Origin of the sequence: Parasaccharibacter sp. TMW 2.1891 (genome assembly GCF_023337675.1) — a bacterium.
GTDB lineage: Bacteria > Pseudomonadota > Alphaproteobacteria > Acetobacterales > Acetobacteraceae > Bombella > Bombella apis.
Genome location: NZ_QORT01000001.1, coordinates 1 through 16,913, shown reverse-complemented (window position 1 = coordinate 16,913; position 16,913 = coordinate 1). Strand labels below are relative to the sequence as shown.

General features: G+C 51.9%; 10 protein-coding genes. 8 read left to right on the top strand and 2 right to left on the bottom strand.

Features of this window, described 5'->3' with window-relative positions:
• The first annotated feature begins 1,217 nt into the window (after window positions 1–1,217).
• From DTJ15_RS00050 to DTJ15_RS00015, 8 genes are all read left to right on the top strand, one after another.
• Window positions 1,218–1,784, top strand: coding sequence for a hypothetical protein (locus tag DTJ15_RS00050; protein ID WP_143539963.1), 567 nt, complete (start codon window positions 1,218–1,220; stop codon window positions 1,782–1,784).
• Between the two features lie 53 nt (window positions 1,785–1,837).
• Complete coding sequence (locus tag DTJ15_RS00045) at window positions 1,838–5,059, top strand: virulence factor SrfB (protein ID WP_249109167.1); 3,222 nt, start codon at window positions 1,838–1,840, stop codon at window positions 5,057–5,059.
• Between the two features lie 48 nt (window positions 5,060–5,107).
• Window positions 5,108–7,750: a virulence factor SrfC family protein gene (locus DTJ15_RS00040; protein WP_249109166.1), complete on the top strand. Its 2,643-nt coding sequence runs from the start codon at window positions 5,108–5,110 to the stop codon at window positions 7,748–7,750.
• A 44-nt stretch (window positions 7,751–7,794) separates the two neighbouring features.
• Complete coding sequence (locus DTJ15_RS00035; protein ID WP_249109165.1) at window positions 7,795–8,754, top strand: hypothetical protein; 960 nt, start codon at window positions 7,795–7,797, stop codon at window positions 8,752–8,754.
• Window positions 8,751–10,712, top strand: coding sequence for a vWA domain-containing protein (locus DTJ15_RS00030; RefSeq protein WP_248460249.1), 1,962 nt, complete (start codon window positions 8,751–8,753; stop codon window positions 10,710–10,712). Before DTJ15_RS00035 ends, DTJ15_RS00030 begins: the two co-directional genes overlap by 4 nt.
• 116 nt (window positions 10,713–10,828) lie before the next feature.
• A complete protein-coding gene (locus DTJ15_RS00025) occupies window positions 10,829–11,473 on the top strand; it encodes an ABC transporter ATP-binding protein (protein ID WP_193599762.1) in 645 nt (214 codons plus the stop codon).
• Window positions 11,474–11,510: 37 nt separating this feature from the next.
• A complete protein-coding gene (locus tag DTJ15_RS00020) occupies window positions 11,511–12,815 on the top strand; it encodes a hypothetical protein (protein WP_043561880.1) in 1,305 nt (434 codons plus the stop codon).
• Window positions 12,816–12,862: 47 nt separating this feature from the next.
• Entirely contained in the window at window positions 12,863–14,683 is a 1,821-nt protein-coding gene (locus tag DTJ15_RS00015; RefSeq protein ID WP_249109164.1) for an SUMF1/EgtB/PvdO family nonheme iron enzyme, read from the top strand.
• 68 nt (window positions 14,684–14,751) lie between these two features.
• Here the strand turns inward: DTJ15_RS00015 and DTJ15_RS00010 are convergent, their stop codons facing one another.
• Both DTJ15_RS00010 and DTJ15_RS00005 read right to left on the bottom strand, forming a co-directional pair.
• On the bottom strand, window positions 14,752–15,282 hold the full coding sequence (locus tag DTJ15_RS00010) for a hypothetical protein (protein ID WP_143539960.1): 531 nt from the start codon (window positions 15,280–15,282) through the stop codon (window positions 14,752–14,754).
• A gap of 113 nt (window positions 15,283–15,395) precedes the next feature.
• Window positions 15,396–15,911: a hypothetical protein gene (locus DTJ15_RS00005; protein ID WP_249109163.1), complete on the bottom strand. Its 516-nt coding sequence runs from the start codon at window positions 15,909–15,911 to the stop codon at window positions 15,396–15,398.
• Window positions 15,912–16,913 lie beyond the last annotated feature (1,002 nt).

Below are 16,913 nucleotides of genomic sequence, written 5' to 3'. Positions count from 1 at the left end.
ACAAGGGAAACTCATGCCATCCATTGCAAAGTTAACAACACAACAATATTATGACATGATCTGTCTTGGAAGATTATCAACGTCCCTACACCGAGAAGCCCCTCCATATGCCTTTTTCACGCATTAAAACTACACGAAATGGCCAATTTGAAACCTTGCGGGTGCAAGGCCAGCCCGTCACGGAGCTCTGGGAAGATATCCAGGATGTTCTGCAGGCATATGCTCAACAGTTTCCCAAAGCCCAGCATCTTTCCCTGGCACAACCTTTTGGCAACCCTGCCGATGGCACCATAGATTGGTATGGCCCTGCATGCTCTCCCATCCCCCCGGAAAAACAGAGCCAGATCAACCAGATTTATACACAGACCCGCGACTACATCATCCAATGGGCGAAACAGAATAGTGGCCGCAACATCGACCCGGATATCGTATCCCTACTTCCAACAGCCCTAACAATCCCCAACATCGACAACCTGTATTATAACCCCCATGGGCTCATTCTTACGGCTTGGGGGCATCGTGCAATTTCCGGCATGCTGGCCAAAGGCAACCTGCAGGGTAAAACCCTTCCCGACGTTCCCCCAGCAGCGCCCGACCCCGAGCCCCACCCTGAACCAGAAGAAAAAACCACTTCCGAAGAGCCGGCATCCCAGCCCTCTTCCCCCCATGCATCAGCATCCAATGACCAGACCACCAGTCAGCAAAGAACCTCCCAGAGGTTCACCAGCAGCCACACTTTTACGCAAGAAAGACTTGTCATCCTTCCATGGTACCGCGTGTGGTACACACGATGGCTGGCCCTCTTTCCGGCCTGGCACTGGTTCCCCGCCCTGACATTCGGTCTTCCCCTTTTTCTCCTCCTCCTCCTTGCCCTGAGCACATCTCTGGGGCCTGCCTTGTGGGGAGTCGGACTGGGCTGGGCGCTTCTTGCGTCACTTCTTATCGGCCTGGGGCTCTGGATGCGACGTTTCTGGCGGTGGGGGTTCGTTCTGCTGGGCCTCCTCCTGCTCTTATGGCTTCTGGGCACCTTGCTCATGGGGCTCTTTTCTGCACGGCACCTGTCTGTCCCTCCCGGCCTTGGCAGCATTAATGGAGTATCCTCCTCCATCGGAGGTGCTTGCAGTAACGGTCAGCTCCCTGTCCACACTCCTTTGGCACCCCCTACCGCCCCTGTTCACACAGCAGTGCCCCTTGACGCACCACACAGACAGACTGCCATGAATGACCTTCAGACAGCACGCAGCCGGGGAGGCAACAAGGGAGCTCTGGAAATCTCTCTGGCCTGGAACGACCCCAGCGACCTGGACCTGCATGTCCAACCTCCTGCCGGTCAGGAAATCAGCTTCTCCAAGCGTGCATCACAGGGAGGCGTGCTGGACGTGGACGCCAACGTGGGAACGCCGACCTCTCCCATCGTACAGCATCCCATCGAGCATATCACCTGGCCGGTCCGTCCACAGCCCGGTACGTACAGCATCAGGGTCATCCCTTATCACATGCGCTCCAACGGCGAGCCTGTCCCATACCATGTGACCGTCTATGAAGACGGGCAGCCCGTCCAGGAATACAACGCAGAAGCCCGCACCGATAACGACCGGCAGAGCTTCAATTTCACCCTGCCCGAACCCCCGGCCGGTACGCAGGACCAGGGTGCTGGTCAGGCTCCTTCCCCTGCCCCCGATCAGGCCCCGCAGGCACCAATCGACGGGGATCATGCACCCCACCCAGGAACGCAGTCTTTGCCTGATGGCGGCAGTTCTCCTCCTCCCGCTACCTCGTTGTAAAAGGCACTCCCTTCCAAACCCGTCCATTCCTTATCCGATTTTGGGTTTTTATCATGACAGAACTTCTTCTCGTTCCTGACAGCCTGTTGCAGTTTACTACCCTTCATTTCGACCTGGCTTCATTCCGTGAGCGGGTAGAACAGGACTATATCTTCAGTCTTGTCTCCAACCCTGCCTCAAAAGAGCAGGAAACTCTGGTCATCACTCGCAACTCGGCAGGAAAACGGGTTGAAGGCGAAGAAATTTTCCTGAACCTCGAAGGAACCGTTGCAAAACTCTTTGAGGGGCGCTGGATTCCACTGCCCTGGCTGAACACGTTCAGCGACAGTGACTCCCAGAAGAGACCTTCCAGCACAGAAGATCCAACAGACATAGTTGACCTCCAGGGCGGCCCTTCCAACTGGATTCGTGGTCGTCTCAAAAAAGATTCGACAACAAAACAATTCTTCATGGAAATTGTCATCGATACCACGATGGAGCGTACCCCCTCCAAGGACCCAGAAGGCAATCCCATCTACAACGGCCCCAAGCCGGATGACAACGGAGCAGCAACCTACGCACTGCCCCCCCTCACCAGGATCAAAGATTGGCTGAGTGTCAATCACTGGGTCCAGAATATCATCTTTGCCGCCCAGGCTGAGAGCGTGAAAGCGTATCTGCCTTCCTTTGATGATGATACACCGCCGCCTCCACGGCCTGGAGATCTGGATCACCGCCTTACAGCTCTTGCTGCCTATCTGGCCTTGCTGCAGGGGCTTACCGCCGATAAAGACCTGCCTGTCATCAAGTTTGTTGACAATGCAACAAAACCAATCGATGTCGATCTCGTCCTGGACCTGGGGAACTCCAGAAGCAGCGGTATCCTTATCGAGCAGAACGCCGATCAGGCACTCTCCAAAAATGGCCGGTTCGGCAACTGCCGTGTGCTTGGCCTCCGGGATTTGCGTGCTCCACAGACCATCCATTCCGGGCTTTTCTCAAGCCGGATCGAATTCAGCAACATAACATTCGGAGATGTCCGGCTTTCCCGGGAATCTGGGCGCGATGATGCATTCCTCTGGCCCTCTCCTGTCCGGGTAGGCGGAGAGGCCGAAGAAATGATGGCCGCTCGGGAAGGAACCGAAGGCTTTTCCGGCCTCGCTTCCCCCAAACGCTACCTTTGGGATCGCACTCCTACATCTCAGGGATGGTATTTCAATGATGCTCTCACCAGCGCGGAAGCCATTCCCCCCCATCCCGCCCAAAACCCACGGGTATCAGGCTCATTCCGAAGCAAACTTCATGAAATCCTGATGCGGCAGAACGAACGGGGCATCACAACATTCAGCACTGATTTGAAGGAAGAGCTATACGATGGTGCCAATGCGGGACCGGACATAACAGCCGCCAGAAAGGTGAAAGTCTGTCAGCTATCCAAAAGCGAGATTTCCATCCTCATGCTCAATGAGCTCATCCTGCAGGCCATAGCCTTCATGAACTCCCCGCAGGAACGCGAAAGTCGCGAGCAAAGCCGGACACCACGCCGGCTGCGTTCCCTTGTACTGGCTTTCCCGCCCGGCATGCCTCTGGCTGAGCGCCGCATCCTTACCAAACGTGCTCGGACGGCCCTCACCATGGCCTGGGAGAGCACCAGGCAGCAGGAAACATGGAAACAATTTGGGGACGCCTACACACAGCCACCTGAGCTTGAATGCAGCATAGATGAGGCAACAGCCACTCAGCTTGTCTGGTTGGAGAATGAAATAAACAACAAGATGGGCGGCAGTGTTGACGAATTTTTCCATCTCTATGGCCATGCTGCCTCCTCCGATGGCAAAGAACGCCTCCGCATCGCCAGCCTTGATATCGGCGGAGGGACAACAGACCTCATGGTGTGCGATTATCGGCGCAACAAACATGAAGAAATGCTCCACCCGCATCAGCTCTTCCGCGAGAGTCTGCGCATTGCGGGTGATGACCTGCTTGAAGACATAATTTCAGGGCCAATTATCACAGCCTTCATGAATCATTTCAGAACATATCATATTCCTGAGCCACGAGCTTTTTTTAATACCCTGTTCAAACTGGGTGCCGCAGACTCAACCATTCAGGAGGCAACGCAGCGACAGCTTTTCATTTCCACAATTCTTGAACCTGTCGCACTGAGCATCATTAATGCCTACGAAAATGTGGAAACATTCTTCTCGGGAGAGCTGATAACAGGCCGCTTGCACGAGCTTCACCAGATTTCTCCGAAAGCCGCCGAACGCACACGTGATTATTTCAGGGCAGCCCTCAAAAAACACCTTTCCATTCACGGCACGCCTTCCTCTTCCGCTCTGACCAGATTTCTTGACCAGAACGATGACACGCAAGCTGCCAACGAAGATATTTTCGACCCTCTGGATGCCAACATACATGTAACAACCGAGGACATGGAAGGTATTATTACCAGAAGGCTGGGCCAACCCCTGCAGATACTGTGCAGTATTGTTCAGGCCTATGGCTGCGATGCCCTCCTGCTTTCCGGCAGACCTTCCAAACTGCCACATGTCTGCAGCCTGATCCTGAGCGCTCTGCCCGTGGCTCCGCAGCGTGTCATTCCCATGCATAACTATGTGATTACTGGTGACTATCCTTTCTCTGACAGCAGCAACCGGATTGGAGATCCCAAAAGTACTGTCGTGATGGGAGCCGTCATCTGGAAGAAGGCTTGCCGTGCGGAGATTGGCAATTTCAAATTGGCCTCCAAAACCAGATATGAAAAATCAACGGCGCATTTCATTGGCAACATGAAAATCAACGAAGGAACAATCATCCGTCTCTTCAACCCTCAAGAGGAAAACGGATCCCCTATCGCTTACGACCTCTCGAATGTCACAGCGGAAGACAAGCTGGAAATAAAGATCGATACATTCGAAGGCAGCATGATACTCGGGACAAAACAGCTCCCCAACAAGGACTTTCCCAGCAGTCCATTCTACAATCTTGCCCTGACATCCGCAGGACGGGATTTCCTTCAGCAGCGGCGCATTGACCTTAACAGCCCCCTGTCCCTTACGCTCTCCCGCACCAGAACCCCCTCCACCAGCGAAGCTGAACGGAAAGAGCTCTGTGAAAATCTGGTCATCACGGAAATTGAAGGCCAACCCACCACTCATGATGGCCCTCCCATAAAAGTGCCAGCCAGAGACTTCATCAGCGCAACACTACAGACAACCCTCACCCCCCAGGGACACTGGCGTGACACCGGCGCCATACACCTGACAACCATCCAAGACCAATCAACAGTCTGATCCGCCCTATCTCCCAGCCTCCCTCACCGCCCCAAGAAAGTCTACGCCATGGATGCCATATCTCCCGACGCCCTGAAGCGCGTATCCTCAGCACTTGCCACCACTGCAGAAACCCTTTCTGCCTGGATGGAGCACAACAAGCCTCATGCAAGGGAAGGGAGAGAGGTGCGTGCTTGCCTGCGTGCTGCGCAGGCAATCGATCACACCGCTGATGCACCCCAGACAATTGCCGTTTATGGAGCCTCCCAGGCGGGAAAATCCTTCCTGACCGGCGCCCTGACCTCTCCCGAGACCGGCCCCCTCATCATCGACTTTTCAACTGACCACCAGCTGGACTTTCTGAGGGAAATCAACCCGCCAGGCGGTAAGGAATCCTCCGGTCTTGTCTCCCGCTTTACCGTAACCCCTCCCTCCCTCCCCACAAACGTGGGTGCGGACACACCGATTTGCGTCAAACTGCTCTCGGCAAGAGATGTGGTCTGTATTTTAGGGAATACCTATTTCAGGGACTTCAAGCTTACCGAAGATGCTGTTAAAACCGCTGACATACTTGAAACCATAAAAAACATCATCCCACGTGAAAAAAACGATCCGCAGCAGGAACCATTTTTTACGAAAAATGATGTTGAAGCATTGCAGGATTATTTTAACAGCTCGTTCCTCTCTGAAAAAAGCTATACACCATTTTCATCAGACGGGACTGATAATGAATATTGGGCTTTTCTCGCAGAGAACATATCTTCATTTGATCTCGATACAGCCATAAAAGCTCTTTCTCCATTATGGGGTGGTCCGAGCTCGCCTTTCACCGATTATGCGCACAAACTGCTCAAAGCCCGCTTCAGTCTCGACAGGGATGAACTGGCTTTTTGTAATCCCGATGCCCTGAACGCCCCCAATAATGGCAGCATACTGAATGTTGAAACCCTGTGGGGTCCGGGAGCCAGCATGAATACCGCCCTGAAATCCCCCAGTGGAAAACTGGTTGGAATGGGGCGTGACGTTGCAGCGGCCCTCATCTCAGAGCTTATTCTCCCCTTGAAGGCAGCACGGTGGGAGTTCCAGAAAAAGCGGATCGATTTACTTGACTTCCCCGGAGCGCGATCCCGTGGGGAATATCCATCACTCAGCAAGGCCACGAACATCCCCGAGCTTTTTCTCCGCGGGAAGGTCGACTATCTGTTCCACCTCTATAAGAGCAACAATGACCTGACATCTGTCCTGTTATGTATTGGCGACAGTAACCAGGAGGTCGTTAGCCTGCCGGCGATGATTGATGGTTGGGTCAACACGACCATTGGCGCTACGCCAGAAGAGCGCAGCACCCAGGATAACTCCTTATTTATCATCCTGACCAAATTCGACACGGCATTAGCCTCCACGCCAGGACGGCCAGATGATGGAGTTGAACGCTGGGACACGCGGCTCGACGCTTCTATCATCAATTATTTCAAAAACTCTCCCTGGCTTAATGCGTGGGAACCCGCCCAGCCAATATTCAATAACATCCAATGGCTGCGCTCCCCCACCTATGGGGATACGATCTACGATCGCGATGCCCAGAAAAATGAAACTACCATGCTCCCTGGCTTCAAGAGCCGGCTGCCAAGCCTCAAAACAGGGTACGACAGTTCAGCAAAAGTCAGAACCTACATCAGGAACCATGACAAAGCCTTCGATGCCGTACTCAAGCCCAATGATGGCGGTGTCAGCTATCTTGCCGAGCGTCTCCTTCCTCTCGCAGAAAAAGATATCAAGACCAGCAAGCTGTATCTGAAGCTGCGCAGGATACTCCAGAACCTGCAGGAGACAGGGAAGAAATTCTACTTTGACAATTCGCAGGAAGCCGTTCACGCCGAAGCAGAGCGCTCCGTGGATAATTTCATCAGGGCAACCTGCCTCCCTCTCGCCCAGAAAGGACGGTTTGGCGTACTGCTCCAGCAACTCTCCCTCAGTGCAGAGCTTGTTACTCGGGAATGGATTGCCTTCAACAAAACCAAACCGCAGACCACTCACCAGGAAATTCAGTTACTTGAAAGTCTCCTCTCACCCTCTCCAGCCGAGAAAAACGTGTCCGCTGACGCTGCACCAGAGGAAGATGATTTTGACCGTTTCGCCGCACATATCCTAAAATATTGGGAAGACCATTGCCGGGAAAAATTCTCTTCTGACAACATGAGTACCGAAAGGGAACGAAACTGGCTTCATGTCAACAACGATGCCTTCTCGCCTTTCCTGGCACAACTTTTCAAGTTGGCTGAAACGAACAATCTGGCTGGAGACATTGCCAACATTTTGCGCAACACATGTAAAAATGTCAGCAAGCTTGTCCAGAATGGCGAAAAACCTGGAATCCTTACGGCCGAGACCATCAGCAATTTTGTGACATGGCTCGGATATCCCCCCGTTGACAGAAAGGACGCCCCAGCAAACCGGCCGGTTTGTGAAAAAACGGGTATGCCAATCTTCCTTCTTCCCGAAGATCCAGCCGGGAAGCTCTATCCAGATCTTCCGAACATAGGCAATAGCGGCGTACTTTTCCTCCTGGACTGGGTCACCGCATTGAAGGCCCGTTTCCGGGAAGCCGGTCCGCAGTATGACGTGGAGGAGAATGCCAAGCTGGGCCAGTACCTGAAGACACTGAGCAGGCTCGACAATGCACATGATAACGGGAAAGACATAAACAGATGAATCAAATTACCCTTGCTGACAAAGCCATTCCATTACAAGAAGAGATGACTCTTGGCCTGGTCATTGCATCGGGTGACGTCTCGACGCAACAGAACGTCACTGTGCAGGTTGACGACACATTCCTGCCAGATTGCGCAATAATCTCGCATGACGGGCATATGGTCATTGCCCTTCTTCCGCGCAAGCAGGCCGAAGCCTGCATTGACCCGCTGGCCGCTTCCGCTGTCAGTATTCCGGCACTCGGCATAACAGAAGCAGAAATCGACTGGGTTGGCTTCCCTGCGAACAGACAGCCCCAGACGGCTTCACAAATCCTGCAAATGGCATCGGAGACAGAAGAAGAGCAATCCCAACAACAGGCAGCCTTCTCTCCGCCTCCTGCCGCCCCCCCCGAAGCCGTGCCTTTTCCACCACCTGATGCAACGGCCACCCAGCATCCTGCCGACGGGACGCCTGAAGACAAAAAGCCGGAGGATGCACCCGAGACAACGCAAGCGATGGATAAAACGCCTTCCTCCTCCAGGAAGAAGGGACTGCTCATCCCGGCAGGGGGGGCAGTGATCGCACTCTGTCTTGCCACGGCAGGAGGGTGGTTCTGGTTTCACAAACCATCTTTTCTCGCAACGCCTGCTTACCAAAACATGAGTCCGGCAGATGCCGTCAAGCAGCTGGTCACCCCGGCTGCCATTGGTCAGGAGGGGTGGCGACGTATCCGTGCAGGCCAGGGTGACGCAGGACTGCGGCTGCTTGGGTATGCAGCAACCAAACATGACCCGGTCTCCCTCCAGAGAATGGGAGAGCTGTATGATCCTGCCAGGTTCCGTACCGACGGCCCCATTCCTCAACCCAATCCCCGGGAGGCAGCACGCTACTACCGCGAGGCCCTTCTCGCAGGAAATCAGGACGTTCGCAGTGAACGGGACAGCCTGCTCGCAGCCCTTCGCAAGAAAGCCGAAAATGGCGACCAGGAGGCCGCTTTCACCCTTCAGGAATACGCACGATGACCCCAACATTTCTTTCTGCCAGCACGCTGTTCTCCTTTTCTTCCAAAAAAGCCAGGATCATCACAAGACTGATGGGGTCCACCCTGTGCGGAATAATCGCCCTCACCGGGCAGCACGGCTTTGCCGCTCCTTTGCTGCAAAGGGCAGGGGGCACTCTTTATCAGCAAATACTTACACAGCCTGGGGCCATCATCACGCCAGATGAACACACCGAACAGGGCACCCCTTCTCCAGGATTTCTGGCCTATTACGTCTTTGCCAGGGCGAATGACAAACTTCAGATTGGCAGTACGAAAGATCATCCCAATGGCTGGATCAAGGCATCCCAGACACTCAGCTGGAATCATCGCCTGAATGCCCAGTTTGCTCCGCTGGCAGGTCGATCGCGCGCCATCTTCATGAGCACCCGGCAGGCCGAAGAGAATCTGCTGAATGGGAATGACCCTGCCGCCGATGCCCGGGCCATCCTCAGCGCCGGAGATCACCAGCCTCCCAACAGCCAGGCTGCCGCACTGGAACCTGATGCCTGGATTGATCAGAAAAAACATTTTTATCTGCTGCCCATCCTGGACGCACATAATAGCGAGCCCGATTATACCGGTGCCATGCTGATGCACGTCGCCGGGGCCACCTTGCCTCCCCCCCACGAACAGAAAAGCGACGCAGCACCCCCATTCCGCGCAGGTCTGGTCTTTGTCATTGATACGACACAAAGCATGCAGCCTTACATCGAGCAAACTCGCAATGCCATCAATGACATTGTCTCACAGATCAACAACGCTCCCCTGGGACACAATTTCCGTTTCGGGCTTGTAGGCTTCAGGGATCAGTCCAGAAAGGATGATCCCAGACTTGAATATGCCTCAAAAATTTTTGCAACTCCCGATTTCACCCAATCGAGCGATGCCATCACCAGTCAGATCGCTTCCGTCAACGAAGCACATGTCTCCTCCTTCGGCTTCGACGAAGACCCCATCGCTGGCCTGAAAACTGCCATAACGGATATTGACTGGTCCTCCATGCAAGGCCGCTATATCATTCTGGTAACCGATGCCGGTGCCCGCGATGAACACAACCCTCTAAGTTCAACCCACCTTGGCATCACCGACCTCAACCGTTTGGCCGAAAAACACGATATTGCCCTCTTCGTGGTCCATCTTCACACACCCGCCGGGAAAAAGTTCAACGATACTGACCGGGCAGAAGCGCAATACCGAACTCTCTCGGCATTCCCGAATACGTCCAGTCTCTATTATCCCGTCGGTAATGGTACATCCGATAATCTGACGAATGATTTCAACCTCGTTGTCCGACAACTGACACAGGCGATTCTGACCCAGGCAAGTCACATTTCCGGTCAACATGGCAGCCAAACGACACCTGAGGGCCCCTCCAATGACCGCATGGCCATTGTAGAGCAGGCCATGCGTCTGCGCTACATAGGCCAACGTGACAATGCCAGCCTTCCGCCCATGATCGAAGGCTATGTTGCAAGCACCGATCCTGTCAGCAATAAAACTGCCTTGCGCGTCAATTTGTTGATGAAGCGCAATGAAATGAGCAATCTCGCCTCTTCGCTTGAAACCATTCTGGACCAGGGTGAACAAAGCCAGCTGGCTCCCGAGCAATTTTTCCAGCGGCTGCAATTTGCCTTCGCAGCCTCGGCCCGTAATCCGGATGCCCTCTCACATGATGGCGATGCCGCCCATGGAACACTGGGCAGCCTGCTGCCGGAATATCTGAATGGCCTTCCTTATCGGTCTCGGATTGCCCAACTCACCCAGGAGCGCTGGAATAGCCTGAGCGCCGGGGAACAGGACGCCATACTCAGCGACCTGCGTGCGCTTATTGAACGCTACAAGCTTTATGAAAGTGATACGGACGGCTGGCATTCCATCAACGGGGGCAATGATGAGGATGAAAAAGTTTATTCCGTAGGGTTGGATGACTTGCCTTGAACACGGCCCCAACCATGGTTCAGAGTGAAAGCTGCCCTGCCGATCCCCCCCTTCTCCACGCCGAAGCCTTGACCTGGCAGGCACCGGGGGGGGATTTTACGCTCGAGATCCCCTCATTGACACTGCACAAGAGAACATGCCTCGGGGTTATCGGACCATCAGGATGCGGGAAAAGTACACTGCTTGGTCTACTTTCGCTCGCCCTTCTTCCAACAAAAGTTCGCTGCCTCTCTTTGCTCGAGAGGCAGCTCGCCCCTTATCTTTCACCCGGGTCACACACCACAAACCGCAAGCGTGAACGGCTATTCACTACATTACGGGCCGAGCATGTCGGTTTCATTCCGCAAACCGGCGGCCTTCTGCCATTCCTGACAGCGCGCGAAAATATTGCCCTCGCTTTGAATGTGCTGGAAACTCCCCCCTCCGGGCAGGGTGTTGGGCACATCGACATGCTTGCCGAGCGGCTCGGGATCATATCCTGCCTTGAAAAACTGCCCTCTCAATTATCTGTCGGTCAAAGGCAGCGTGTTGCCATAGCACGAGCCTTAATTCACACACCCCCTATCCTTCTGGCTGATGAACCAACAGCTCCCCTTCACCCTTCCCAGGCTGCGATCGTCCTGGATTTACTACGCAATTATGCAGAAACACAAAACGCCGGCGTCATTGTAGTAAGTCATGACATAGACGCCCTACAGAAGGCCGAATTTTCACTGGTTCAGGCTCAGATGAAAGGGAATAAAACTATCATCCACAATTAACAATTTTCATATATAACTTTCTCTAAAGGAAACGCTCATGCCGTCCCGGGGTCACACGCACTTTCGTCACCTTCTTCTTGCCTGTCATCTAGCCTGGCGGGACCTTTTTTCCAATAAAATACTTGCCCTGTGTATTGTAAGTGGTCTTGCCAGTACTCTGCTGCCCATGTTGCTCCTTGCAGGATTGAAGGCAGGTCTCGTTGATCATATGCAACAGACTCTGCTGCACGACCCCTCGGCATTGGAAATTTCAAGCGCCCGAAATTATCCTTACTCCGAACAACAACTGGAGGCCTTGAGAACCGACAAGAGAGTGACCTTTCTCCTTCCCAAAACACGCACACTCGCCGCAAGCGTACGGTTACAGGCAACCAACACAACGTCAGTATTCGAGGGAACAGACGCCGAACTCCTTCCATCCTCTCCCGGAGATCCTCTTCTGGGAAAGAGAATTGAAATGCGCCTGGCAAAATTACATGCGCAGATTTCATCTCCAGATATCCCGGTTGTCATGTCCGCCCATCTGGCAGAACACATGCACCTTCAACCCGGGGACACCTTCGTCATGCTCATTGACCGACATGCCGCAGGCGCTGCAAAAATGGCTCGCATACAATTAAACGTTGCTGCTATCGCAGACGAGACCGTTACATCCCGCTTCCAGCTATTCGTGTCACTTCCTGTAGCGCAAGCGGCCGAAGAATGGCGCGAGAACACCAACCTCTCCTCCTGGCAGGAAGCCCTGACCCTGGGCGAACAAAAAGCAGCTGATTTCCTGAAAGCACGTACACCAAAGGCAACATGGCCCGGCTTCAGACTTTATGCGCGTTCACTATCTGACGTCATCACATTGGACAGAGATCTGACACATCAGGGGTTAAGCATAACCAGCGAGCTTCCCCGTGTTAAAACCATTCTTAATATCAATCAGCAAACAACACATCTTTTTCATCTCATGGCTTATATCGGGGCCATAGGCTTTGCCGTTACTTTGGGTACGGCCATCGCAGCGGAAACTGAACGAAAGAAATTCCATCTCGCAAGCCTGACATTTCTTGGACTGAATAACGCTCGTATCATCCCTGTCGTGCAGACCATTCTCCTGGCCACTGGAGGAACCTGCCTCGCCTTTTGCATAGCCTGGGGATTAAGCTGGCCCATGAATCGCATACTTCACAACACGTTTCTACAAGACGAAACGTCAGCATCCTCCATAAATATTACAATCGCCTTTGCCTTGCAGCTAGTTGCTTATATTATCCCAGGATCGACCATCATGGCCTGGGCAACAACACGCTCCCTGCACCGGGTTTCACCATGGCAAGGCATATGCAACTCCTGACAGCCTGTCATCATGATTGACATGCCTTTATAAGCAAAGGACCACCAATGTCTTATTTACATTTCACTACAGCAACAGAATTTTTAGCATTACGGAAACCATCCCTGCGCATCATGGCTCAACTTCGCCCATCAGCGCCCGTCTTTGTCTTGTCAGCCCTGCTCTGTACAGGTCTCTCCAGCCACACAGCACGGGCACAGTGCACAACCTCCACTCCAGCACAGATCAGCTGGAACAAAGCCATCTATGACCCCAAGCCTTCACCAGATTCCGATGCCGAGGAACTGGTTCTTCCCATGCCCTGCGGAGGGGCCATGGTTTTTCGCCGTGTTGAAGTACAACCTACATCAGCCAGCACAGGAGATGCCGCTTTCATGGCAAACCGGCGGATCACAATTGGCCAGGCCATGGATTTGAAAAGTACTCAGGCCTCCCATAGCAATGGCTATAACCTTTTCATACATGAAGCCAATCTTGCCGCTCCCTTTACTGATAAAAATCAGCACCCTGTCTACTATATCGGAAAATATGAGGTAACGGCGGCGCAATATAAACTTGTCATGGAAGGTCAGGGGGCTCCTCCCCCTCAGCGCAGGAATTTTCCTGCCAGCAATATCTCCTTCCTGGAAGCACAGCAGTTTGCAGAGAAATGGACGAGCTGGCTCATGAAGAATGCTCCTGACCGTCTGCCGAAGCGAGGAGACAAGCCCGGCTTTATTCGCCTGCCAACTGATGCTGAATGGGTTTTTGCCGCTAGTGGAGGGATCAAGAACAGTTCCCTGAACACACAACCTGCCCCTTGGCCACAACCGGGCAGCGATTGCCAGAATCAGATTGATGATTGCATTGTTGGCAGCAGTCAGGGGATTTCTACCGATCATGGCGTCATCCCCAAACCGATTGGATCACTCAATATAGCCAATCCCCTCTCCCTGTACGATATAGTCGGCAATGTCAGTGAGATGGTTCTTACACCCTACCAGATGAGGGCTTACCTGCATTACTGGAACCAGGGACTTACAGGCGGGACGCAAGTTTTCGGAGGCAGTGTCCTGAATTCCGCCAGAGACATTTCCAGCGCTTATCGTGCGGAATTTGCCCCTTATGACGACAATGGAGACGCAAAGCGTGCTCCTGAGGTCGGGTTCCGTGTTGTCATCGGTGCCATGACAATGAATAGCCTACAGGAAGCTTTGAAAGCACAAAAAGGGTTCGCTGCGCTGGTCAATGATGCTGCCAACGCTGATACCAGCAAGGTCAAAGAAGAGCATGCCAACGAAAATGATGCTCTCAAAAACCTTCAGTCTGCCCTGAGCCAAAGTGACCAGAACAAAGCTGAGCTACAAGCCCGTCTTACCCAATTGAACCAGGCTATGGAGGCTGCACGGGAGGCACAAAATCAGGCCAATGCAGAACGTAACCAAGCTGACCTGGATAGCGCTGTCGCCAACCTGACTACTCTGTTGACACTCAGCAAGCAGATCGCCTCGAACAGGATTGATATTGTCAATTATACGGCTTTCGTCAATGATCCTGACAATGCCCGTAACCCCAATCTGAGCATCTATAAAACCTCCATCTCGACAGAACAGGTTTCGCTTGATGATACAGTGAACGCTTACCTCGGCCTGTTAAAAACAGTATCCCGTAATAGCCAAAGGGATACCCGTCTGGAGGATGCCAAGACTATCATAGTAAACAATCTCAAAAATAATTATAAAGACCTTCCCCTTTCCAGGCGCCTCGACTGGCTAGACATAGCCATACAAAATACAAAAGACATATCCTCCGGTAAATCCCTTGATGCTGAGCGGGATATTATTGCAAAAATAGAACAGGCGGCTCATATGCATTATTATAACAGATAAAGGAAAAGCACAGGGATACTTCACATCCCTGTGCTTCCATAAGACTAGCAAAAACAATTTAAAATATTTTAAAGTGAATGAGTTTCCGCAGATTTCTTGTTGAGTTCATCAACTTTAGAAGCATATGCTGCATTATCTATTTTAATGCTATAATCGAAATGACTCTTTATCTGAGACACATTCCTGATTTTTTCAATCAACTCTTTCATTTTATCGGAATCGCCATCAGCTTTTGCCTGATCATACTGCTGCTGCAGGGAAGCTTCCTGTCTAAGAAGATCATCACGCTGCGCTTTTTCCTTAGCAATCTTCTGTTGTAGCTGCGCCATTTCCTGACGTAGTACGGCAATCTGCTGATTGATGGACATTAGATGAGCATCTTGTATCTGAACAGCCTGTTCCTGCACGCTACGCTCATTTGTCAAAGCCTTTGTTCTTTTCTGGTAGCCTCCCCCAAACGAACAAGCCATCTGGGTAAACATTTCATCCTGTTTATTCGGGTCACAATCTGCTGCTGAGCAACCAGCCAAAAACAGCATAAGAGATGCTGTTGAGAGAGATACATACAATGAGCGTCTCTTTGATACCTTAACAATCATAACATACCCCCTTTCATACAGAAAAACGCCTAGTAAAAATAATATACTAGGCGTTCTATCAAGAAAGGGAGCATATAAATATATGCTCCCTTCAAGATATATAATTTCAAATATTAATCGCCATTATTCTGAGCATTAGACTTTGCAAGCGCATCGCTCTTGGTCTGCTGCAGTTTGTTAGCCATTGCTTTATATTCCGCTACACGCTGCTTCTCATTTTCCAAAACAGCATTTTTACGAGCAATAACCTGATCCTGGGCTTTCGCAGCATCGCCTTCAAGACCATTTTTCTTGGCGACTGCTTCATCATAAGCCTTCTGGGCTTTCTGCACATTCGCCTGAGCGATACGCAGCTTTTTCTTGGTCGTGGCAATTTCAGCGTTCAAACCATTTTCCACAGCCTTCTGCTGCTCATTATTTCCCTTGGCTTGAGCATGCAACGTCTGAAAGGCCAGGCCAGCACCGGCACCAATCAAGGCACCTTTCTTTCCCCCGGCAACTCCTCCAATGGCGGCACCGTTGGATGCAGTCCCTGCATTTTCGAGATTACTCAAGAATCCCGCATAACTACTCTGTGTCGAAAACACAAAAACGGCACATGCTGTTATCGCAAAAATATAACGACGCATACTCTGAAATCCTTCTTTAATGTTCCTGAAATATCAGGCACAGTCTCATGCTATCATTGTTTTATGTTAACACAAAATTTTATATTTTGACTTAAACAGAAGATTAAATGCAGAATCAGACACTTGATAGAAATTCTCTGGACAAGTCTGAAAGAATGAAGAACAGTGACAACCCACTACGGCGAGGGCATCCTTGCGACGGAAGCCGGTGCCCCCCTTTCATACCGTTCCTCCATATTCAGAAAGAACACGGAGAGAGTATCTCCCTAGGCAACTCTGATTTGGGCAACCAATCAGCCCACTGGCCGAAAGTTACGAAAGCCTGGACATGAAAAAGACACAGTTTTTCGGCTACACAGCCATGACATTGGCTGGCACCGAAGCGCAATCTATGGCGATATCCCTGTTTTCAACGGAGCCTTCAAGGCAAAAGAAAAATACGCCTTAGGATTCCAATCCGATCCCTGACAGGAAAAGCATTTTCCAGAAATGATGGTGAAAAGAATAACCGAACAGCATCTTCCCTAAGGGAAGATTTCATACACGACACGGTTCAATCTAGTTAGAACGGCTGACACTGTTCATGGTTTTCCAAAAGGAGATAGGCCATGGATCACAAAAAAACCCCACTGTTTCGGTCTGCGGCCTAATCTTGAAATCCCATTTCATTCAGTTCCTTGATGACAGGAACAAGCTGCCAGGCATTAACTATTTTAGTTCCAGACCTACGCAGATCATAGTCTTATCCGACAGCCTACCTCAGAAAAGCAGCCTACCTCAGAAAAGCTTACACTTCTCTCAAATGGTGTTGAATGGCCCTTATATGCGCATGATGGCAAGCAATCGCCAAATCAGCCATTCTAGGGAGATTACAAGTTCCCTTTATTCGTGACAGATGGTTGGGGAACGTGTGGACCCACGGGAGGACCATGGCTATGTGGTTGTTTCTGATTTTGTGGGTATGGATGCGGGGGTAGGATTTGAACCTACGACCTTCAGGTT

Coding starts and splice junctions, on each gene's coding strand:
- DTJ15_RS00050 (WP_143539963.1), top strand. CDS start 1,218: ATGAATGACCTTCAGACAGCACGCAGCCGGGGAGGCAACAAGGGAGCT.
- DTJ15_RS00045 (WP_249109167.1), top strand. CDS start 1,838: ATGACAGAACTTCTTCTCGTTCCTGACAGCCTGTTGCAGTTTACTACC.
- DTJ15_RS00040 (WP_249109166.1), top strand. CDS start 5,108: ATGGATGCCATATCTCCCGACGCCCTGAAGCGCGTATCCTCAGCACTT.
- DTJ15_RS00035 (WP_249109165.1), top strand. CDS start 7,795: ATGACTCTTGGCCTGGTCATTGCATCGGGTGACGTCTCGACGCAACAG.
- DTJ15_RS00030 (WP_248460249.1), top strand. CDS start 8,751: ATGACCCCAACATTTCTTTCTGCCAGCACGCTGTTCTCCTTTTCTTCC.
- DTJ15_RS00020 (WP_043561880.1), top strand. CDS start 11,511: ATGCCGTCCCGGGGTCACACGCACTTTCGTCACCTTCTTCTTGCCTGT.
- DTJ15_RS00015 (WP_249109164.1), top strand. CDS start 12,863: ATGTCTTATTTACATTTCACTACAGCAACAGAATTTTTAGCATTACGG.
- DTJ15_RS00010 (WP_143539960.1), bottom strand. CDS start 15,282: ATGATTGTTAAGGTATCAAAGAGACGCTCATTGTATGTATCTCTCTCA.
- DTJ15_RS00005 (WP_249109163.1), bottom strand. CDS start 15,911: ATGCGTCGTTATATTTTTGCGATAACAGCATGTGCCGTTTTTGTGTTT.